Raw genomic sequence first — 17,787 nt, forward strand, 5'->3', positions numbered from 1 at the left:
CGCTACGGGTATATCCGCAGCGACCGGCATTTTGCGCAGCGCCAATCGCAGGCCAGGTAGCCCGGCGCAGCGCCAGGCTGCAAGCTACCAGCCGCGGGCACGCCACTCCGCGAGGTGCGGGCGTTCCGCGCCGAGCGTTGTGGGCTGGCCGTGGCCGGGGTGGACCACGGTGTCATCCGGGTAGACATCGAACAGCCGCTCGCTCACATCGGTGATCAGCTGGTTGAACCGCTCAGGGTCCTTCTGGGTGTTGCCCACGCCGCCCGGAAAAAGTGAGTCCCCGGAGAAGATGTGGGCAGGTCCGGCCGGATCCTGGTACACCAATGCCACGGAGCCGGGAGTGTGTCCTCGCAGGTGCACGGCGGTCACGTCGAAGCCGTCGAAGTTGCCGACGCTCCCGTGGTCCAGCAGAACATCCACCGTCACCGGCAGCTCCGGGGCGTCATCCGTCCCCGCTGCGGTCCGCACCCCCGTCGCTTCCACCAGGGCCGCCAGCGCGCGGACGTGGTCCCAATGCTGGTGCGTGGTGGCGATCAGCTCCAGTGTGGGCGTTGCCGCGGTATCCGCGGCAGCGTCCTGCAGGAGCGCCTGGATGGCCGGAAGGTCATCCGCGGCATCAATCAGCAGCTGTGCCCCGGACTGCTTCGCGGTCAGCAGGTAGACATTATTGTCCATCTCGCTGACCGGGATCCGGCGGATGGTGATGTCCCGTAAGTCATGAATGAGCGTGTCCATGGGGACCAGTTTATTCACGGCCCTCGGACACCCAGTTCGGATCGGCAGAGCGGGAGCCGACGACGGCGTCCGCGGCCTGGTCCAGTGTGTTCAGTTGCGCCGGGGTCAGGTCCAGGGACAGCGCGCCCAGGTTTTCGTCGATCCGGTACGTTTTGCGCGTGCCGGGGATGGGGACAACGGGCAGTCCCAGCCGCCTGCCCTGGGCAAGCAGCCAGGCGAGTGCCACCTGCGCGGGTGTCGCGGCCAGTTCGGCGGCCACCACCGCGATGGCGGCCACCACACCCTGGTTGGCGTCGGCGGCGTCTTCGGCGAACCGGGGGATCCGGCGTCGGAAGTCACTGGCTCCCAGGCTGGAAGCGTCCACGGTACCGGTGAGGAATCCCCGGCCAAGCGGCGAATACGGCACAAAACCCACGCCCAGTCCGGCCGCCTCAGGAACAACGTTGCGTTCCACGTCGCGGCTCCAGATGGACCATTCGCTCTGGACTGCGGCGATCGGGTGCACGGAATGGGCCTCGGCCAGCTCCGCGGCGGTCACTTCAGACAGGCCAAGGTGCTTGATCTTGCCCTGCTGCACCAGCCCCGCCATGGCCTCCACGGTTTCCACAATCGGAACGCGGAGGTCACGGCGGTGCATGTAGTAGAGGTCGATCACGTCCGTGCCCAGGCGCTTTAGGCTGGCTTCCACGGCCTGCCGGACATAGGCCGCGTCCCCGCGGATGTCCGTGTACCCCGCCGTCGGAGTGCCGACCAGGGAGAACTTAGTGGCCAGCTGAATCTCACCCCGGCGCTCCTTGAGCAACTGACCGATGAGCTCCTCGTTGCTGCCACCCCCGTAGATGTCCGCGGTGTCAATAAAGCTGACGCCGGCATCCACGGCATGGTGCAGGGTTTTCAGGGCCTCGCGCGGGTCAACGTCGCCGTAGACCGGGGTGAGGGCCATCCCGCCGAAGCCGAGGGGACTGACCTTGAGGCCGTCGCCGAGGTGTACCAGTGGTGCAGTCATGGGTGCGCTCCGTTCCTTGAGGACTTGTCCCAGCCAAGAACCCCGCTGCGGGCCGAGGTATTCCGTGCCGGCGGCCTTCCCGACGTCCGCAAAGCATCGAGCGGCGAGCTCTCGGCGTTATGGGGCGGACTTAGCGCCGGGAAGTCGCCACTCGATGCGGTGTCCGGTCATGCGCGGTCTCCGGTAATGCGCGGCGGCCTAATGCCAGGGGATGATCCGGTCCGCATTCCGCCGCGTGGCCTCAATCAGCGCGGCGTTGGCCTCGTCCGGACCCGTCGCCCACGCTTCCGCGGCCGCCTGGTCCATGCCAAACTCCACATGCCGGTCCACCAGCCGGGCAAGCCGCAGCTCGGGAGGGGTGTCCATAAACCAGACCTCGTCCAGCTGTGCCCTGACCTCTTTCCACTGCGGCGGCTCGGCCAGCAGGTAGTTGCCTTCGGTGATCACCAGCGGCACGGAGGCCGGGACCGCGATGGACGCGGCCACGGGCTCGTCCAGCGTGCGCCGGAACTCGGGTGCGTAAACCACTGACTCGTCACGCCGCACCAGCCGCTGCAACAGCGACAGGTACCCGCCGACGTCGAACGTGTCCATTGCGCCCTTGCGCTGGCGAAGGGGTGTGCCGTCTATGATCGCGTTGCCCAGGTGGAAGCCGTCCATGGGCACCACCATGGCCAGCTCCGGGCCGAACTGCTGTTGGAGCCACGAGGCAAAGGTGGATTTCCCGGAGCCGGGCGCACCCGTGATGCCCAGCAGCGTGCGCCGCCCGCCGTCCAGTCGAAGACGCAGGGCAGCAACAGCCTGGGAAATCTCGGGGGAGTCCATGGCAAAAGCCTAACGGGGGCTGCCTCGGCGGGCGCGTCGGGCGTTCCACCCTGGTGACCATGGCGCAGGCGGAGGTCACCCGGACCGCTGGGAGAGCAGCTGTTCAATCCGTTCCGGGGCGTAGAGGCTTTCTTCAACCAGCCGGCACAGTCCCACGGCGGTGGAAGTCCGGCTGTCGGCCGGGACGATCTTCAGATCCACGAGCGATGGTTCGAAGGCGTCACTAAGGATCTGCTGCCGGCAGGCGTCCAGGAATCCCGGAAGCACGCCTACCAGCCCCCCCACCGCAATCCGGCCCGGGTTGAGTGTTCCCACTGTGGCCGCAAGCACCCGGCCGAGGATCCGCCCGGCTTCTGCGACCGCCGGGCCCACGGCGGGGTCGCGTCCATCCTCATCAACCAGCTGCCGCAGCGTCCGATAGCGGGCCAGCTGCGGTGCCGCCAGCAACGCCCGCCCGGACGCGACGGCGGCGAGGCAGCCGTCCCGTCCGCAGCGGCATCGCCGGCCGGCCGCCTCCGGAATGCGGACATGGCCGATGTCCCCGGCGGCGCCATGGGCGCCGCGGACCAACGTCCCGCTGACGATGATGCCGGAGCCGATGCCGGTGCTGACCTTCACCGCAACCAGGGACTCGAAGGGTTCGCGGACCTCGCCGACAGCCATGGCCCGGGCGTCGTTTTCCAGCAGGACAGGGCAGTCGAGCCTGGCCCCCAGCACCTCCTGCAGCCGTTGGAGGTCCCAGTGCGCCAGGACAGTGCGCTCGAGCCCCAGCCGGTGGAGGGGGTCCACGGGGGCCGGCAGTCCCACCCCGGCTCCGACCGGCTGCCGCCCATCGAGCAGCCGGAGTGCCTCCGCGGTGAGGCGATCAACCACGAGGTCCTGGGAGTCCCGGATTTCGATGGGGATGCGTGCGGAGGCCACGATATCCCGGCCCAGGGACAGGAGGTGGAGCCCGGCATGCGTGTGCCCGATCTCCAGGGCCACCACGAGCTTGTTGCGGTCATCGAAGCGGAGCGCGCGCGGGGGCCTGCCTCGCTGGGAACGCAGGGGAGTGGATTCGTAGACCAGGCCTGCCGCGAACAGAGCGTCGAGCCGCTCGTACAGCGTGGACCGTGCCATGCCGGTCATCTCCAGCAGGTCCGCGCGGCTGTGACCCGCCACGTTCGAACGCAGCAGCTGCAGAAGGTGCCCTGCGCTGGTCGCGGGCCCTCCAGGGGGCTGGCCGGAACCGCCGATGAGCGTCCTGGAATGGATCATGCGGGCAGGCTCCCAATGAAGACTTTGACCGCGGGCTTGGCAGCCGGGTCATTGACGTGGTGTGGATCACACAATTATGATCGATCATCAGACAAAACGCCTAACCACTCCCGCAGGAGGCTTCCATGTCGGACCTTGCCCACGATCCCGTCACCCGGCGAGCCGTGCTGAAGGGAGGCCTCACGGCGCTGGCAGCAGGTCCCCTGCTCGCCGCCTGCGGCGTAAACACCAGCGGGGGTGGAGGCGCCGGCTCGGTCAGTTTCCTCTCCACCCAGTTCGCCCCGGTGGAAGAACGGCAAAAATATGAGGCGACGCTCAAGAAGTTTGCGGGGGATGTCAGCGTCGCCTACAACCCGGTGGATACGGGGGTCTTCAACACCACCCTCAAATCCCAGCTCTCGGCCGGAAAGGTGGAGGTAGGCATTGCGGGCGGCCTGCATGGGGACCTGGTCCCCTTCGCATCGCAGCTGGAGGACCTCAGCTCACTGATGAACGACCTGTCCTCGGCCGGCTATTCCAAGGACGTGAAGGAGCTGGCCAAGCTCGGCACGGACGTTCCGCGCTATATCCCCTGGATCCAGGCGACATATGTGCTGGCGATCAACAAGAAGGCGCTCGCCTGGCTGCCATCCGGGGCCGACGTCAACAAGCTCACCTACGACCAGTACCTGGCATGGGCGAAGGCCGCCAAGGCGGCGAACGGCCGGCCTGTATTCGGCATCCCCGCCGGACCGAAAGGCCTCCACCACCGCTTCTACCAGGGTTTCCTCCTGCCCAGTTTCACCGGGGGACAGGTCACCACCTTCCGCAACCAGGATGCGGTCACCGCGTGGACCTATATGCGCGATCTGTGGGCGAACATGAATCCCGCCTCCACCAATTATGATTTCATGCAGGAGCCGCTGGGCAACGGCGAGGTCCTGGTGGCCTGGGACCACGTGGCCCGCCTCATCAACGCAGTCAAGGACAAACCGGACGACTGGCAGATGGTCCCGGCGCCGTCCGGCCCCAAGGGCAAGGGCTACCTCCTGATCGTGGGCGGCATGGCGGTGCCGCAGGGTTCCTCCCAGAAGGACAAGGCGTTCCAGCTCATCAAGGCCCTGTCCAAGCCTGAGGCCCAGATCGAGACCCTCAAGTCCAACGCCTTCTTCCCCGTGGTGAAGACGGATCTTGGCGGCGACCTCCCGGGCGGCATCGCACTGGAAGCCAAAGCCGTCAAGGCGCAGGAGGAGGCCTCCGACGTCCTGCTGGCACTGCCGCCGGTGGGCCTCGGAGACAAAGACCCGCAGGTGTCCCAGCTGTTCAAGAACTGCTTCCAGGAGATTTGCCTTAACAACGCAGACGTCAAAACCACCTTGGACCGCCAAGGAGCGGAACTTGCCAAGATCATGGACGCGCTCAACGTCCCCTGCTGGCCGCCGGATCCCAAAGCAGCCCAATGCAAGGTCGCCTGATGGCGGCCCCGGATGCACCTGCGGCTGCCAAACCGCAGCTTTCCCCGGCCGGTCCGAAGGGCCGGCCGCCAAGGAGGAAGGGAAACTCCGCAGCCCTGCTGTTGATTGCCCCGTCCATCGTGTTCATGACCCTGCTCTTCGGCTGGCCAATGGTCAGCGGCATCCTGCAGGCATTTGGTGGCCCGCAGGGACTGACCACGGCGAACTTCTCCCGGATGGCACAGGACCCGTATTTCTGGTCCTCGGTGGGCAACACGCTGCTGCTGATCCTGGTCATGCTCCCGATCCAGTTCGTCCTGGCCCTTGCCATGGCCCTGCTGATACGGGCCAAGCCGCGGGGGTCATCGGTCTATTTCTACATCTGGGCCATTCCCCTGGCGGTCAGTGATCTCGCGGCCGGCCTGGTCTGGCTGACAGTTTTCACCGACCGTGGCTACCTCAACTCGCTGCTGGCGTCCCTTGGCATGGCCCCTGTTTCCTGGCTGGCCTACGACAACTATGCCTCGATGTTTGGTGCGGTGCTGATTGCCGAGGTCTGGCGTGCCACCTCGCTGGTGTTCGTGATCGTCGTGGCGGGCCTGCAGTCCATCCCCAAGGACTACGAGGAGGCGGCGGGCGTCTTCGGGGCCAACTTCTGGGGCCGGCTCTGGCATGTCACCTTGCCCCTGCTGCGTCCCAGCCTCCAGACGGCCCTTATCCTGAGGACCATCCTGGCCTTCCAGACCTTTGCCGTGGCGCTCGCCCTTACCGGCCAGAACTTCCCCCTGGTGGTCGGCGAGACGTACCGCTGGTACACGGGGCTGCAGGATGCCAATGTTGCCTCGGCCCTGGCATTGGTGGTCATGGCTGTCTCCATGGTGACCGCGGTCGGTTACCTGAAGCTCCTTCGGGACCAGTCGGAGGCGCCGCGATGAGCCACGCTACGACGTCCAAGGCCGCCGCAGCCGGCGCCCGCCCCGAAAACGAGGTGGACCGCAGGCCGCTGGCCAGGCAGCGCCGCAACCGGGTGCTGCTTCAGGTGGCCTGCATACTGGTCACGCTCTTCATGGCCGTACCGATCTACCTGATTGCCCTGGCCGCCATGTCCAGCCGGCAATCGCTGCAAAAGTTCCCGCTCAGCTTCATCCCGGACAACTTCTCCACCGAGACCATGCAGACCTTCCTGCAGTCGACGGGTGTCCTCGGCGGACTGATCAACTCCCTCCAGGTGGGTGTCTTCACCTTGGTGCTCTCGCTGATCGTCGGCGTCCCGGCGGGATACGCCGTCGCTCGCTTCGTCTTCCGCGGCAGGGAGCCGTACCAGCTTTTCCTGCTCTTCACCCGGGCGCTGCCCATTGTGGTGCTGTCCGTGCCGCTGGCACAGCTTTTCCTCCAGACCGGCCTGTACGACAGCGTCCTCGCGGTGGTCCTGCTCCACTCCGCACTGGCACTGCCCACGACCATCCTGATCACCGCGTCGGTGTTCCTGGGCGTTCCGCGCGACGTCGAGGAAGCGGCCCGGATCTTCGGCTGCAGCCCGGTGCAGGCGTTCGTCAAGGTGGTGATGCCTATGGCTATCCCGGGCATTGCCGCCGCGTCGATCTTCACGTTCGTCATGTCGTGGAACGAAGTTCTTGGTGCTTCGATCCTCACCCTGAACCAGCGCACCCTGCCGGCGCAGGTCCTCAGTTCCCTCTCCGAATCGCCGCTGGCCTACCGGTTCGCCGGTGGCTTCCTGCTGGTTGTTCCCGCATTGGTCTTCATTTTCTTCATGCGCCGCTACCTCACCAACATGTGGGGTTCCACCATCCGCTGACTGCATTCCAGAGAGGCTGTCCCATGGCTGACATCTCGATCAAGGGTCTCCACAAGACCTACCCGGGCAGTACCGAGCTGGCCACAAACGACGTCTCCCTCGAGGTGGCGGAGGGCGAGTTCATGGTGCTGCTGGGACCTTCGGGGTGCGGGAAGACAACCCTGCTGCGCATGGTGGCCGGGCTGGACTTCCCGGACCAGGGCAGCATCTCCATCGGGGGGCGGGATGTTACCTACCTGCCGCCACAGAACCGCAACCTTTCGATGGTTTTCCAGTCCTACGCGGTCTTCCCGCACCGGAAGGTCCGCACCAACATTGCCTTCGGGCTGGTGATGAAGAAAATTCCGCGGGACGAGCTGGAGCGAAAGGTGGCATGGGCGGCGGACCTGCTGCAGCTCACTCCCTACCTGGACCGCTACCCGGCACAGCTCTCCGGCGGCCAGCGGCAGCGCGTCGCCGTCGCCAGGGCAATCGTGATGGATGCGGATGTGCTGCTCATGGACGAACCCCTGTCCAATCTCGACGCACTCCTCCGCTTGGACTTCCGGGCAGAGCTGAAGAAGATCGTCAAACAACTGGGTTCCACCACCCTCTACGTCACCCATGACCAGGTTGAGGCGATGAGCCTCTCGGACCGGGTCGCCGTGATGAAGAAAGGCCAGATCGTCCAGCTGGGCCACCCCATCACCGTGTACGAGGAGCCGGCGGACCGCTTCGTCGGCGGATTTATCGGGTCCCCGCCGATGAACTTCCTGGACGGCCGGCTCACGCAGCAGGGCGCCTTGGAGGTGGGCGGCCAGAGCACTCCGGCCCCGGATTTTTTGGCCAGGGCGGCGAGCCACACGGGAGGCACCCCGGTGATGGTGGGCATTCGGGCAGAGAACATCTCGATCGTGGAACGGGGGTCGGAAGGTTCCCTCGATGCCAACGTGGAGGTGGTCGAGCCGCTCGGCCACGCCACCCTGCTGACGGTGGACCTCGGCGGCCAGACGGTCAAGGTGCAGGTCCCCTCGACCGTCCGGGTCTCTTCCGGAGACAAGGTGGGGCTGCGCTTTGACCAGAGCGCCCTGCGCTTCTTCGACACCGAGACCCAGTTGGGCCTGACGGCATGAGCGCCAACGGGGACGCCTACCCCATTCAGAACCTCGACGAGCTGGGACGCCGGGCCAGGGATGTCCTGGCAGCAAACGACCTCGGCACCATGGTGACGGCCGCGCCGAACCTGTATCCGCATATGTGGAGCTGGGACGCCGCCTTCGTCGCCGCAGGCCTGTCAACGATGAACGTGGCCCGCGCCCTCCGGGAGCTTGACTACCTGCTCGCTGCGCAGTGGACGAGCGGGATGATCCCCCATATCGTGTTTTCCGACGTCCCCGGGTACTTTCCCGACGTCGAGAGGTGGGGGACCCGCAGCGCGTCACCGGAGGGCGTGCAGTCCAGCGGCATCTGCCAGCCTCCTGTGCACGCCACCATGCTCCGGCGCATCGTGGAGCGGGCGACGGCGGCAGGAGGGGAAGACGCCGGTCTCGCCGTGGAGTTTGCGCGCCGGACGCTTCCGCAGTGGATCCGCTGGCACGAATGGCTCCGCAGCAGCCGCGGCGGTGACGGTTCCGGGCTGCTGACGATTTATCACGGCTGGGAGTCCGGGATGGACAATTCACCACGGTTCGACGGCCCGTACTCGAGGGTGCAGCCAGGGGAAATGGAGCCGTTCGTCCGCACCGACACCCTGAAAGTCACGGACCTCAGCCAGCGGCCCAGCGACGAGGAATACAGCCGATACCTCTGGCTCGTGCAGCAGATGGCTGACGTCGAATTCGACGATCACCGGTTGCCGGACGTCATGGACTTCCAGGTCAAGGACGTCTTCATGTCCGGGATTTTCGCCGCGGCAAATGAGGACCTCGCTGTGCTGGCGGAGCAGTTCGGCCGGCAAGAGGACGCCGCCACGCTGCGGCAGTGGGCCCAGGAGTTCCGCGAAGGCGTCGACGCCACGGTGGACGAACGGACTGGGCTTGCCCGGGACCGTGATGTGCTGACCGGCGAGTGGATCGGGCTACCCACCATGGCCGGTTTTGCGCCCCTGATCTCCACCACGAGCCAGTCCGTCCTGGAACGGCAGCTGGAGATTTTCGAGGGGCCGGACTGGACCGGAGACCCGCGCCTGGCTTTCCCGCTTCCCGCTTCTACCTCCACGACGTATGAGGGCCTGAAGCCGCGCCAGTACTGGCGCGGACCGGTCTGGCCGGTCATGAACTGGTACCTGGCGGCCTGCCTGCGCAGCCGCGGCGACGTGAAGCGGTACCGGAAGTTCCGGGAGGCTTCTCTTGCCCAGCTGATGGAAGGCCACTTCGGCGAGTACTACGAGCCCTTCACCGGTGAGCCGCTTGGCAGCATGGACCAGTCCTGGACGGCAGCCGTGGCCCTGGAATGGCTTGCCGATACCGACGACGGCTGAACTGTGGGTGCGCTTGGGCCCCATGCTCCCGAAGTGTCCCGGCCACCCGTGCGCCTGCTCATTGCCGGCGCCGGTGCGCGCGGCTCAGCCTATGCGCGTCTCGCTGCCGCAACCGGGCAGGCAACCGTGGTGGGTGTAGCCGAGCCGCGCCCCTTGCTTCGCCGGAGCCTCGCTGCCGAGCTCGGTGTCCCAGACACCGGCATCTTTGAAGACTGGCAGTCAATGCTTGCTGATCGTCGGCAGGCGGACGGAATCATCATCGCAACTCCGGACCGGGAGCATGGGGGACCCTTCGCGGCGGCCGTTGCCCACGGCTACCCCGTCCTCCTGGAGAAGCCGGTCGCCGTCGACCCTGCCGGCTGTGCCGATCTCGCGCGGACCAGCCGTTTGTCGGCCACCCGGACGGTGGTCTGCCATGTCCTGCGCTACACGCCGCTCACCACACTGCTCAGGCAACTGCTGTCCGGCGGGGCAGTAGGCCGGATCATTTCCGTCCAGCACCTGGAACCCGTGGGTTTCTGGCATTTCGCTCATTCCTACGTCCGCGGCAACTGGCGCCGGGAAGATGAGTCCAGCCCCTTCCTGCTGGCCAAGTGCACGCACGACGTTGACTGGCTGTCATTCATCATTGGCAGCCGGCCCCTGCGCATTTCCTCCTTTGGCCGCTTGACGCACTTTCGCCCGGAGGAGGCGCCGGAGGGCGCATCGGGGCGCTGTACCGATTGCCCCGCCGAGCCCCTCTGCCCGTATTCCGCCCTGCGGATTTACGGGGCCGGCCGCCCTGCCGACGGTACGCCCCCTGACCCCGCCAAGGCCTACTTCGCGGAGGTGGTTGACCCGGGCGGGACGCCGCAGTCGTTGAGGCAGGCCCTGGCCACCGGTCCTTACGGCCGCTGTGTTTACTCCTCGGACAACGACGCGGTGGACCACCAGGTGGTGAACATCGAATATGAGAATGGCACCACGGCGGCGTTCACGGCCACTGCCTTCACTGCTGCGGGGCCCCGGCGGACCCGGATCTTCGGCAGCCGCGGGGAGATCCAGGTGGAGGCGGGTGGCATCGCCGTCTACGACTTCCTTACCGGGTCGACCACCCTCCATCCAGTTCCTGCGGCCGCTCCGCCGCTGCCGGGGGAAAAGCACGACGGCGGCGACAGGGGCCTCATCCAGGCGTGGGTGGGTGCGCTGGCCACCGGAGACTGGTCAGGAGTTGTGTCCGGGCTGGAGGAATCCCTCACCAGCCACGCTGCGGTGTTCGCCGCCGAAGAGGCCCGCCGGGCAGGCGCTGTCGTGCCGGTGGGGACTTTTAGCTTCAGCCCTTGACGGGGCCGGCGATCCTGCCTCTTCCGGCAGGCAGCGCCTTCAGCCCGGCCGCGCAGCCCACAATCCCGGCAATAAAAACCACCTTCAGCACGCTGAAGGGTTCGACGCCGGTGGCCATCGCCCAGCCCACCGTCAGGGCAGCGCCGATCCCCACCCAGACGGCGTAGGCCGTGCCGAGCGGGATGCTGCGGATGGCCAGGCCCAGGCCGATCATGCTGAGGGTGGCCGTCACGGCGAAGACAAGGGTCGGGAGGGGTTGGGTGAAGCCGTCGGACAGGCCCAGGGCGGTGGCCCACACGGCTTCCAGTACGGCGGAGGCGAGCAGCAGAAGCCACGCAACGGAACGCGGGTTCATCACGCCACCACCTTCAGGCCGACCACGCACGCGGCGATGCCGGTGAGCAGGAGCAGGCGCGCCGTCGTCGGACGTTCAGCCTTGGTGATGATCGCGTAGGCGGAGGTCAGCACCACGCCCACACCCACCCACACGGCGTAGGCGGTTCCGGTGGGGATGGACAGCATGGCGATGGACAGGCCGGCCATGCTGGCGAGAACGGCCGTGAGGAAGAGGGTCGCGGGTGCGATGCGGCGCCGTCCGGACGCCTGGAACGTCCGGTGCAGCGCGGCGGCCCAGACGGCCTCGAGCGCTCCGGAAAGAATGAGGATTAACCACGACATGACAGATCCTTTGGCCAGTCTTGTCGCGTGCCGGGTACTGAACCGTCGTCCGGAGGCTGCGTTGCGGAGCCTTGGATCCAAGCCTAGCAAACGCCCGACGCCGGCTCGCCCCGTTGGTGGCCAACCTCACCGCCGGCGAAGAGCCGGGAAGCCACCCAACGCGGGGTCACTAAACGCCCGATATGAGGCCTTGATCGGGCGAGAAGTGACCCCGCGTTGGAGTTGGAGGGGGCGTTGGGCTTAGAGGGCGCCGCCTGCTGCCGTGGGGGCCGAGCTGTCGCGGCCGCCGTCGCCGATGGTTTCGCGGGCGATGAAGTTCTCGATATCGAACAGGTTGTCGGCGCGTTCGGCGATGTTCAGCAGGGTGGTCATGGAGGAGACCTCCTCCACCTGCTCCTTGAGGAACCACAGGATGAACTGCTCGCCCAGGGCGTCGTCCTCGCCGCGGGCGGCCCGGAAGAGGGCCTCGATGTCGCGGGTGACTTCCTGCTCCTGCTGCAGGGCAAGAGCGAGCGGTTCGGTGACCGTGGAGAAGTCGTTGCGGACGGTTGGAACACCCGGGATGGTGAAGGGGATGTCGCGGTCCAGCATGTACTGCACCATCATCATGGCGTGGTTCCGTTCCTCCACCGACTGCCGGTAGAAGTAACGGGCCAGCTGCGGAAGGTCCTGGTTGGCGAACCAGGTGGCCACGGCAATGTACTGCTGCGAAGCCGCGAACTCGTTGCCGATCTGGGTGGACAGAAGCGCATTAAAAGAGGTGGTCATAGCCCGAGTTTAGGGTCGGCCGGCCGCAGTGACCAGTGTGGGAAGGCTCGGATAACGGAGGCGAGGCTACCCTGTCACGCGGTCGATCGACACCACGGCAAGGAAGCCGCGGCCCAGGATTTCGGGGGAGCGGACATCGGAACCGACGACGGCGTCGTAGCGGCCCAGTGCCTCAGGTTCCGGTGCGGGGGCTGCTTCGGTTTCGGCGTCTGTCCCGCCGTCGGCATCCTCCGCGGCACCTGGGCTGACGGTTGCCTGGCCCTGCAGCAGCACGGCGATTTGGCCCTCGAAGACTGGGTGCGCCCGCTTTTTGGAGAGCTCGATGATGGACGTGAAGCCTTTATAGGTGTCACTTCGGGTGACTACGTTCAGGTTGCGGACGTCCCCGGTGGGGAGGGCGCCGTGGTATGCCGCTTCCCCGGAGAACCTGAAAGGACGGTACTTTTCGAGCGGATGTTCAGCGCCGTCCACGGTCAGCAGGAGCAGTTCGCCATCGATCACAGTCAGTACGCGTTCCATCCCCGGGAACGTGGAGAAATCGCCGGCCTTGGTGACGTCGGCGATGCTGACACGCCAGTCCCAGGCGCCGTCCTGTGCCGAGGCGGCCTTGGGGTGGCTGGCCAACTCCCGGGTCACACCGCCCTTGTTGCGCCACGGTTCGTTCTTGAGCTCTGCAAAGCGGATGATCTCCATCCGACCAGCCTAGTTTGTTGCCGGACCCCAGAGGCCATACCGCAGGGGCGTGGCATGCTGGGTGGATGCGCCAGGGGATCACCGAAAAACAGACCCGGCTGCTGACAACGTGGCTCGGTGGCTTCACGCTGGTGCGGGATTACTCCTGGCCCCTGCAGGACACCACAGTGCTGCACATTGCCACGCCGGCGGGAGCCTTCATCGTCAAGGCGAGCACCACGAGCCACCACATCCGCCGCGAAATTGCCGCCCATGCCTCCGGCTTTGAGGGGCTTGAGGGCCGGGTCCCCGCCCTGCGGCATGCTTCCGTGGAGGCCGGGATCCTGGTGACCGAATTCCTGCCCGGGGCGCTGGTCGAGGGGACGCCCGCGGAGAACGATCCGGAAACCTACCGCCAGGCTGGGGAACTGCTGAGGCGGATCCACCAGCCTGCGGGGAACTCGCGCCACTACGCCAAGGCCTTGGCCACGAAGACGCGCTCGTGGATGGACCGCGCCCACGGGCTGCTGACGGAGACGGACCTCAAGCGCCTCGAGCATGAACTGGCTGGCCTGAATCCAGGCCGGCGAGGCCTTGCCGAGGCATTCCATGAAGGGCTGGGCAGGATTGTGGGGCCGGCGGAAGCTGATCTGTGGCGTCTGGAGAACCTGAACCAGGCGGTCGGCACAGTGGTGTGGGCCCACCAGATCGGCGACGCAGCTTTCGAGGAGTCCGGGCGCGGCATGGTGGAGCGTGTGCTGTCCGGTGCCTGAATGGCTGGACAGCAGAGGCGCCGGGGCCGTGTGCCTGCTAATCTCCTCCGGGGGGACAACACGAAGTCAGCCTGAAGGAGCCGGGAATGTTCGTTAAAGTCTGTGGTCTCAGTACGCCCGAGTCTGTCCGAGAGGCCGTCGACGCCGGTGCGGACGCCGTCGGCTTTGTCCTGACGGCCAGCCCCCGGGCGGTCTCGCCGTCCCAGGTTGCCCGGCTGAAGGCGGACATCCCCTACGGCGTGGTGGCAGTGGGAGTCTTCCGGCATGAGCCCGTAGCGGACGCTGTGGCGATCGCCCGCGCCGCAGGCCTGGAGTGGATCCAGCTGCACGGGGACCTCACCCCGGAAGACGTCACCACGGTTCACGACGCCGGCATGAAGCTGATCAGGGCAGTCACCATGGCAGCGACGGCGGACGCGTTCGCCGACTGGGGCGAGGAACTCCTGTTGATCGATGCCGCCGTGCCGGGATCCGGCGAGACCTGGGACTACGCCTCCATGGTGGACGTGACGGAGCTTCAGGACCGCAAGTGGCTGCTGGCCGGGGGGCTGAATCCGGAAAACGTTGCCCAGGCAGCCGCGGCTGCTGGAGCGTGGGGCGTGGACGTCTCCTCTGGCGTCGAGGCTTCCCGCGGCGTGAAGGATCTGGCCAAGATCCGGGCCTTCATCGAGGCCGCCAAGGGCTGACCGTTCCAGGGGCGAAGGTTTCAGGGGCTAATCAGGGCAGACCCCAACGTTTTTGTCAGACCCCGCAGGGCACAATGGACAGATGAAGACACTGCTCAACATCATCTGGCTCGTTTTCGGCGGATTCTGGCTCGCACTGGGCTACTTTATGGCAGGCGTTATCTGCTGCCTCCTGATCGTCACCATTCCGTGGGGCATAGCGTCGTTCCGGATCGCTTCCTACACGCTGTGGCCGTTCGGGCGCATGGTGGTGAACAAGCCGGGCGGGACGGGCGTGTTTTCGCTGCTCGGGAACGTCATCTGGCTGCTCGTGGCGGGCATCTGGATTGCCATCGGCCACGTGGTGACGGCGTTCGCCATGGCCATCACCATCATCGGGATCCCGCTGGCCATCGCCAACCTCAAGCTCATTCCCGTGAGCCTGATGCCGCTGGGCAAGCAGATCGTCCCCACTGACCGGCCGTTTATCGCCAGCTACCGCTAGCCGGCCGACTGCCCGTCTGCCTGCAACTGCGCATCTGCCTGCAACGCCCGGAGGACGCAGAACTCGTTCCCGTCGGGGTCAGCCATCACCACCCACGTCACCTCCGGTCCTTGGCCGACGGAGACGCGGGAGGCGCCCAGGCCTTCAAGCCGCTGAACTTCCACGGCCTGGTCTTCGGGGCGGAGATCCAGGTGCAGCCTGTTCTTGAGCTCTTTCCGCTCGGGCACCTTCAGGAACAGCAGGTCCGGGCTGATGCCCTCGGCCGGGCTGCCCGCCGGCGGCTCCAGCACGATTTCGTCGTCCGCCTCGTATGTCCGGCGCCAGCCAAGGGCCTTTTCCCAGAAGTCGGCGGGGATCTTGGGGTCGGTGGAGTCGATGCAGAGGGATTGGATTCGCAGGCTCATCCGAGCAGTCTTGCACCGGCTGCCGCGGCCGTAAAGCCTCTGTCGGCGCTGGCGTGAGGCGTTAGGCCAGCTCGCCCTGCAGGTTCCGGCGTGCCGCGTCCGCCCACAGTTCCCGTGCGCGTTCACTGTGGAACAAAGGGTCCAGGTCCAGCAATTGACGAACGACGGCGGCGCGCCCGGCCGCGAAATCGGCGTCGCCGATGTGCGCGTAATCTTCCCGGACGGCGGCCACGTACCGGGCGTAGGGCTCAGGCTCCCCGCCGAGAACTGACAGGTCCGCGTCGCTGAGGAGAGCGCCGTCGTCGTCCCCTGGTTCGGGTCGGTGGTCTGAGGTCAGGCGCACCAGCCTGGACACCTCCTCGACCTCCACAGCCGGCAGCCCGGCGTGGGAGAGCCGCTCCTCGGCAAGACGGGCGGATTCCTCCTCGTCCTGGCCGGCGACCCCGCGATAGACCGCATCGTGGAACCAGGCTGCCAGCAGTACGGTCCGCGGCGGGTCGGCGGGATCGGTGAGCAGATCGAGGGCTTCGAGCACCGAAAGCAGGTGGGTGCAGCCGTGGTAGCGGCGGTGCTCCTCGCTCCAGCGGTCAAGCAGGTCCAGGAAGAGAGCGTCGTGGCCGGGCATGATGGATTCCCAGCGGTTGAGCAGCGGAACCTTCAGCGATTTGTTGCGCTGCCGGGCCGGGATCCGCAATCCGCTCGCGATGAGTTTCCGGACCAGGATCCGGGCCTCCACGGGAACGGCTCCTGCCGCCACCAGGTCGGCGAAGCGGCGTTCGGGGACATCGTAATGGTCGCCGTCGAAGGCCCGGTCCGGGATGCCTGCTGCGGCGCAAAAGGCATGCAGCTCCTCCAGCGAGGTATCCGAAACCAGGTGGGAGAAGTGGGTGCCGTGGGCCGGCCACAGGGGCGGATCCAGGTAAATCGCCATTCTGGAAGTCTAATGCGGCCCGGGCTGTGGAGTGAGGCAAGGAGTGTGCGGAGCGGTTGGCGCGGAGAGCCGGTCAGGAGCCTGCGGGCAGGATGTTCTGGTTGCCGCGGAAGACGTTCTGCGGATCGAAGTCACGCTTGACCCGGGCCAGCCGTGCATAGTTGCCGTTCCCGAACGCGGCCCGGATGCGGTCCTGCCCTTCGTTGCCGATGAAGTTCAGCCACACACCGCCCGTGGCGTAGGGGGCGATCTTTCCCCGGAAGTCCTTCACCCAGGCTTTGGCGCGCTCACCTTCCTCAGGGGTCGGGGAGATGCCGTACGGGTGGCTTACCCAGGCCGCGTTCCGGTTGATCAGCGGTGTGGCGGCAGCGGCATTGCCTCCCACAGCTCCACCCCAGCGCGCGATGAGCTGCTGGGACGTGGCATCGGGGAGGTTCCGGGCCGATTCCACGAACAGGTCCAGGGCCTCGTCGGGAAGCTCGTCATGGTAGTCCGCGCTCCAGTAGTTGTAGTGGTCAGGCGGGTCGTCAAGGGATGACTGGAACTCCGCGTACAGCGTGTCTCCCACCAGGTCCACCGCAGGCCCAAGTTCCCGGAACGGCCTGGCGTGCTGGGACCCTTCTTCGGGGTCGCCCGCGTACACATAGGCCACCAGGACGGCCATCTTGCCCACCATCTTCTCCGGCACAAAGGGCTCGGCCGGTGCCGTCACGTACAGGAGCGCCAGGCCCACCCCGTCCGGAGCTGCCAGGGCGAGATCCCTGAACGCCCGGGAGACGTCGGTGGCGGCATCGCCGGGCCACAGCCACATCCCGGCATGGACAACCGGACCGAGCCTGTGCCCCCGGAAGGTGAATGACGTGGCCACCCCGAAGTTGCCGCCCCCGCCGTGGAGCGCCCAGAATAGCTCCGGATTCTCCCGGACGCTCGCGGTGACCCGCTCGCCGTCGGCCGTTACCAGGTTGACCGAGACCAGGCTGTCGCAGGCGAACCCGAAGGAGCGCTCCAGCCAGCCGGACCCGCCGCCCAGGGTGAAGCCGGCGATGCCGGTGGTGGAGGCCCGCCCGCCGGTCACAGCGAAGGCATGCTCCTGGGTGGCATGGTCGAACTCGCCCCACATGACGCCGGCCCCGGCGGTGATGATGCCCGATTCCGGGTCCACCGCGATCGACTTCATCGGCCGGACATCGATCACCAGGCCGTCGTCGTTCGTGGACATTCCGGCCACCGAGTGGCCCCCGGCGCGGACGGCAATCGCCAGTGAATTCCCGCGTCCGTAGCGGAGGGCTTCGGCCACCTCCGTGTCCGTTGAACACTGGGCGATGACCGCCGGGCGCCGGTCGATCATGGCATTGAAGACCTTGCGGGCTGGGTCATAATCGGGACTGCCGGGCCTGATCCACTTCATCACAACGCTCCTCAGCGGCTGCGGCCCCTCCCCTCCCCATAGCGTAGGACTCAGGCCCGGGAAGATTCCACAGTCAGCCGCGCTGACCTGCGGCTACAACCGCAGCGGACCATCCCGGAATCGTTGAAAT

The 17,787-nt window shown here is 66.7% G+C and carries 20 protein-coding genes and 1 riboswitch; of the genes, 9 read left to right on the top strand and 11 right to left on the bottom strand.

The window, feature by feature from the left end:
• Positions 1 to 84: 84 nt before the first annotated feature.
• The 4 genes from ACS5PJ_RS04495 to ACS5PJ_RS04510 form a co-directional block, all read right to left on the bottom strand.
• Positions 85 to 735 carry an MBL fold metallo-hydrolase gene (locus ACS5PJ_RS04495; RefSeq protein WP_439433716.1) on the bottom strand — a complete coding sequence of 217 codons (651 nt, stop codon included), beginning with the start codon at positions 733 to 735 and terminating at the stop codon, positions 85 to 87.
• A gap of 10 nt (positions 736 to 745) precedes the next feature.
• Complete coding sequence (locus tag ACS5PJ_RS04500) at positions 746 to 1,741, bottom strand: aldo/keto reductase (RefSeq protein ID WP_439433717.1); 996 nt, start codon at positions 1,739 to 1,741, stop codon at positions 746 to 748.
• Between the two features lie 198 nt (positions 1,742 to 1,939).
• Positions 1,940 to 2,566, bottom strand: a complete 627-nt coding sequence (locus ACS5PJ_RS04505) for a nucleoside/nucleotide kinase family protein (protein ID WP_439433718.1) — start codon at positions 2,564 to 2,566, stop codon at positions 1,940 to 1,942.
• A 75-nt stretch (positions 2,567 to 2,641) separates the two neighbouring features.
• Positions 2,642 to 3,823, bottom strand: a complete 1,182-nt coding sequence (locus ACS5PJ_RS04510; RefSeq protein WP_439433719.1) for an ROK family transcriptional regulator — start codon at positions 3,821 to 3,823, stop codon at positions 2,642 to 2,644.
• Between the two features lie 125 nt (positions 3,824 to 3,948).
• On the opposite strand from ACS5PJ_RS04510, the gene ACS5PJ_RS04515 reads away from it, so the two are divergent.
• The 6 genes from ACS5PJ_RS04515 to ACS5PJ_RS04540 are packed head-to-tail and all read left to right on the top strand — an operon-like array spanning position 3,949 to position 10,853.
• Positions 3,949 to 5,277 (top strand): ABC transporter substrate-binding protein, encoded by a 1,329-nt coding sequence (locus tag ACS5PJ_RS04515; RefSeq protein WP_439433720.1) that lies wholly within the window; start codon positions 3,949 to 3,951, stop codon positions 5,275 to 5,277.
• A complete protein-coding gene (locus ACS5PJ_RS04520; protein ID WP_439433721.1) occupies positions 5,277 to 6,191 on the top strand; it encodes a carbohydrate ABC transporter permease in 915 nt (304 codons plus the stop codon). Before ACS5PJ_RS04515 ends, ACS5PJ_RS04520 begins: the two co-directional genes overlap by 1 nt.
• Positions 6,188 to 7,072, top strand: coding sequence for a carbohydrate ABC transporter permease (locus ACS5PJ_RS04525; protein WP_439433722.1), 885 nt, complete (start codon positions 6,188 to 6,190; stop codon positions 7,070 to 7,072). The genes ACS5PJ_RS04520 and ACS5PJ_RS04525 overlap by 4 nt, the downstream gene beginning before the upstream one ends.
• Positions 7,073 to 7,095: 23 nt before the next feature.
• Positions 7,096 to 8,184 carry an ABC transporter ATP-binding protein gene (locus ACS5PJ_RS04530; RefSeq protein ID WP_439433723.1) on the top strand — a complete coding sequence of 363 codons (1,089 nt, stop codon included), beginning with the start codon at positions 7,096 to 7,098 and terminating at the stop codon, positions 8,182 to 8,184.
• On the top strand, positions 8,181 to 9,530 hold the full coding sequence (gene ggh / locus ACS5PJ_RS04535) for a glucosylglycerate hydrolase (RefSeq protein WP_439433724.1): 1,350 nt from the start codon (positions 8,181 to 8,183) through the stop codon (positions 9,528 to 9,530). The genes ACS5PJ_RS04530 and ggh overlap by 4 nt, the downstream gene beginning before the upstream one ends.
• Positions 9,531 to 9,563: 33 nt before the next feature.
• The gene (locus ACS5PJ_RS04540) at positions 9,564 to 10,853 is read left to right on the top strand and encodes a Gfo/Idh/MocA family protein (protein WP_439433725.1); all 1,290 of its coding nucleotides are present in this window, start codon (positions 9,564 to 9,566) and stop codon (positions 10,851 to 10,853) included.
• On the opposite strand, the gene ACS5PJ_RS04545 is transcribed toward ACS5PJ_RS04540, so the two are convergent.
• From ACS5PJ_RS04545 to ACS5PJ_RS04560, 4 genes are all read right to left on the bottom strand, one after another.
• A complete protein-coding gene (locus ACS5PJ_RS04545; protein ID WP_439434111.1) occupies positions 10,843 to 11,208 on the bottom strand; it encodes a DMT family transporter in 366 nt (121 codons plus the stop codon). The genes ACS5PJ_RS04540 and ACS5PJ_RS04545 overlap by 11 nt on opposite strands.
• On the bottom strand, positions 11,208 to 11,531 hold the full coding sequence (locus ACS5PJ_RS04550) for a DMT family transporter (protein WP_439433726.1): 324 nt from the start codon (positions 11,529 to 11,531) through the stop codon (positions 11,208 to 11,210). Before ACS5PJ_RS04550 ends, ACS5PJ_RS04545 begins: the two co-directional genes overlap by 1 nt.
• Before the next feature lie 9 nt (positions 11,532 to 11,540).
• Positions 11,541 to 11,606, bottom strand: a riboswitch (guanidine-III (ykkC-III) riboswitch).
• A gap of 165 nt (positions 11,607 to 11,771) precedes the next feature.
• Positions 11,772 to 12,299, bottom strand: a complete 528-nt coding sequence (locus tag ACS5PJ_RS04555) for a ferritin (protein WP_439433727.1) — start codon at positions 12,297 to 12,299, stop codon at positions 11,772 to 11,774.
• 66 nt (positions 12,300 to 12,365) lie between these two features.
• Positions 12,366 to 12,992 carry a HutD/Ves family protein gene (locus ACS5PJ_RS04560; RefSeq protein WP_439433728.1) on the bottom strand — a complete coding sequence of 209 codons (627 nt, stop codon included), beginning with the start codon at positions 12,990 to 12,992 and terminating at the stop codon, positions 12,366 to 12,368.
• A gap of 65 nt (positions 12,993 to 13,057) precedes the next feature.
• Here ACS5PJ_RS04560 and ACS5PJ_RS04565 point away from each other — a divergent pair, with 65 nt between their 5' ends.
• The 3 genes from ACS5PJ_RS04565 (at position 13,058) to ACS5PJ_RS04575 (ending at position 14,914) form a co-directional block, all read left to right on the top strand.
• Positions 13,058 to 13,744, top strand: a complete 687-nt coding sequence (locus tag ACS5PJ_RS04565) for a protein kinase family protein (RefSeq protein ID WP_439433729.1) — start codon at positions 13,058 to 13,060, stop codon at positions 13,742 to 13,744.
• 86 nt (positions 13,745 to 13,830) lie between these two features.
• Positions 13,831 to 14,430 carry a phosphoribosylanthranilate isomerase gene (locus tag ACS5PJ_RS04570; protein WP_439433730.1) on the top strand — a complete coding sequence of 200 codons (600 nt, stop codon included), beginning with the start codon at positions 13,831 to 13,833 and terminating at the stop codon, positions 14,428 to 14,430.
• 82 nt (positions 14,431 to 14,512) lie between these two features.
• Entirely contained in the window at positions 14,513 to 14,914 is a 402-nt protein-coding gene (locus ACS5PJ_RS04575) for a YccF domain-containing protein (RefSeq protein ID WP_439433731.1), read from the top strand.
• Here the strand turns inward: ACS5PJ_RS04575 and ACS5PJ_RS04580 are convergent.
• The 3 genes from ACS5PJ_RS04580 to ACS5PJ_RS04590 all read right to left on the bottom strand — a co-directional run bounded on the left by ACS5PJ_RS04580 (position 14,911) and on the right by ACS5PJ_RS04590 (position 17,657).
• Entirely contained in the window at positions 14,911 to 15,318 is a 408-nt protein-coding gene (locus tag ACS5PJ_RS04580; RefSeq protein ID WP_439433732.1) for a VOC family protein, read from the bottom strand. The two genes, ACS5PJ_RS04575 and ACS5PJ_RS04580, sit on opposite strands and share 4 nt — an antisense overlap.
• Before the next feature lie 61 nt (positions 15,319 to 15,379).
• Entirely contained in the window at positions 15,380 to 16,249 is an 870-nt protein-coding gene (locus tag ACS5PJ_RS04585; protein WP_439433733.1) for a DUF4031 domain-containing protein, read from the bottom strand.
• 73 nt (positions 16,250 to 16,322) lie between these two features.
• On the bottom strand, positions 16,323 to 17,657 hold the full coding sequence (locus tag ACS5PJ_RS04590) for an FAD-binding oxidoreductase (protein ID WP_439433734.1): 1,335 nt from the start codon (positions 17,655 to 17,657) through the stop codon (positions 16,323 to 16,325).
• Positions 17,658 to 17,787 lie beyond the last annotated feature (130 nt).

It is taken from the genome of Pseudarthrobacter cremeus (assembly GCF_051857465.1).
Taxonomy (GTDB): Bacteria; Actinomycetota; Actinomycetes; order Actinomycetales; family Micrococcaceae; genus Arthrobacter.

Coding starts and splice junctions, on each gene's coding strand:
- ACS5PJ_RS04495 (WP_439433716.1), bottom strand. CDS start 735: ATGGACACGCTCATTCATGACTTACGGGACATCACCATCCGCCGGATC.
- ACS5PJ_RS04500 (WP_439433717.1), bottom strand. CDS start 1,741: ATGACTGCACCACTGGTACACCTCGGCGACGGCCTCAAGGTCAGTCCC.
- ACS5PJ_RS04505 (WP_439433718.1), bottom strand. CDS start 2,566: ATGGACTCCCCCGAGATTTCCCAGGCTGTTGCTGCCCTGCGTCTTCGA.
- ACS5PJ_RS04510 (WP_439433719.1), bottom strand. CDS start 3,823: ATGATCCATTCCAGGACGCTCATCGGCGGTTCCGGCCAGCCCCCTGGA.
- ACS5PJ_RS04515 (WP_439433720.1), top strand. CDS start 3,949: ATGTCGGACCTTGCCCACGATCCCGTCACCCGGCGAGCCGTGCTGAAG.
- ACS5PJ_RS04520 (WP_439433721.1), top strand. CDS start 5,277: ATGGCGGCCCCGGATGCACCTGCGGCTGCCAAACCGCAGCTTTCCCCG.
- ACS5PJ_RS04525 (WP_439433722.1), top strand. CDS start 6,188: ATGAGCCACGCTACGACGTCCAAGGCCGCCGCAGCCGGCGCCCGCCCC.
- ACS5PJ_RS04530 (WP_439433723.1), top strand. CDS start 7,096: ATGGCTGACATCTCGATCAAGGGTCTCCACAAGACCTACCCGGGCAGT.
- ggh (WP_439433724.1), top strand. CDS start 8,181: ATGAGCGCCAACGGGGACGCCTACCCCATTCAGAACCTCGACGAGCTG.
- ACS5PJ_RS04545 (WP_439434111.1), bottom strand. CDS start 11,208: ATGAACCCGCGTTCCGTTGCGTGGCTTCTGCTGCTCGCCTCCGCCGTA.
- ACS5PJ_RS04550 (WP_439433726.1), bottom strand. CDS start 11,531: ATGTCGTGGTTAATCCTCATTCTTTCCGGAGCGCTCGAGGCCGTCTGG.
- ACS5PJ_RS04555 (WP_439433727.1), bottom strand. CDS start 12,299: ATGACCACCTCTTTTAATGCGCTTCTGTCCACCCAGATCGGCAACGAG.
- ACS5PJ_RS04560 (WP_439433728.1), bottom strand. CDS start 12,992: ATGGAGATCATCCGCTTTGCAGAGCTCAAGAACGAACCGTGGCGCAAC.
- ACS5PJ_RS04565 (WP_439433729.1), top strand. CDS start 13,058: ATGCGCCAGGGGATCACCGAAAAACAGACCCGGCTGCTGACAACGTGG.
- ACS5PJ_RS04570 (WP_439433730.1), top strand. CDS start 13,831: ATGTTCGTTAAAGTCTGTGGTCTCAGTACGCCCGAGTCTGTCCGAGAG.
- ACS5PJ_RS04575 (WP_439433731.1), top strand. CDS start 14,513: ATGAAGACACTGCTCAACATCATCTGGCTCGTTTTCGGCGGATTCTGG.
- ACS5PJ_RS04580 (WP_439433732.1), bottom strand. CDS start 15,318: ATGAGCCTGCGAATCCAATCCCTCTGCATCGACTCCACCGACCCCAAG.
- ACS5PJ_RS04585 (WP_439433733.1), bottom strand. CDS start 16,249: ATGGCGATTTACCTGGATCCGCCCCTGTGGCCGGCCCACGGCACCCAC.
- ACS5PJ_RS04590 (WP_439433734.1), bottom strand. CDS start 17,657: ATGAAGTGGATCAGGCCCGGCAGTCCCGATTATGACCCAGCCCGCAAG.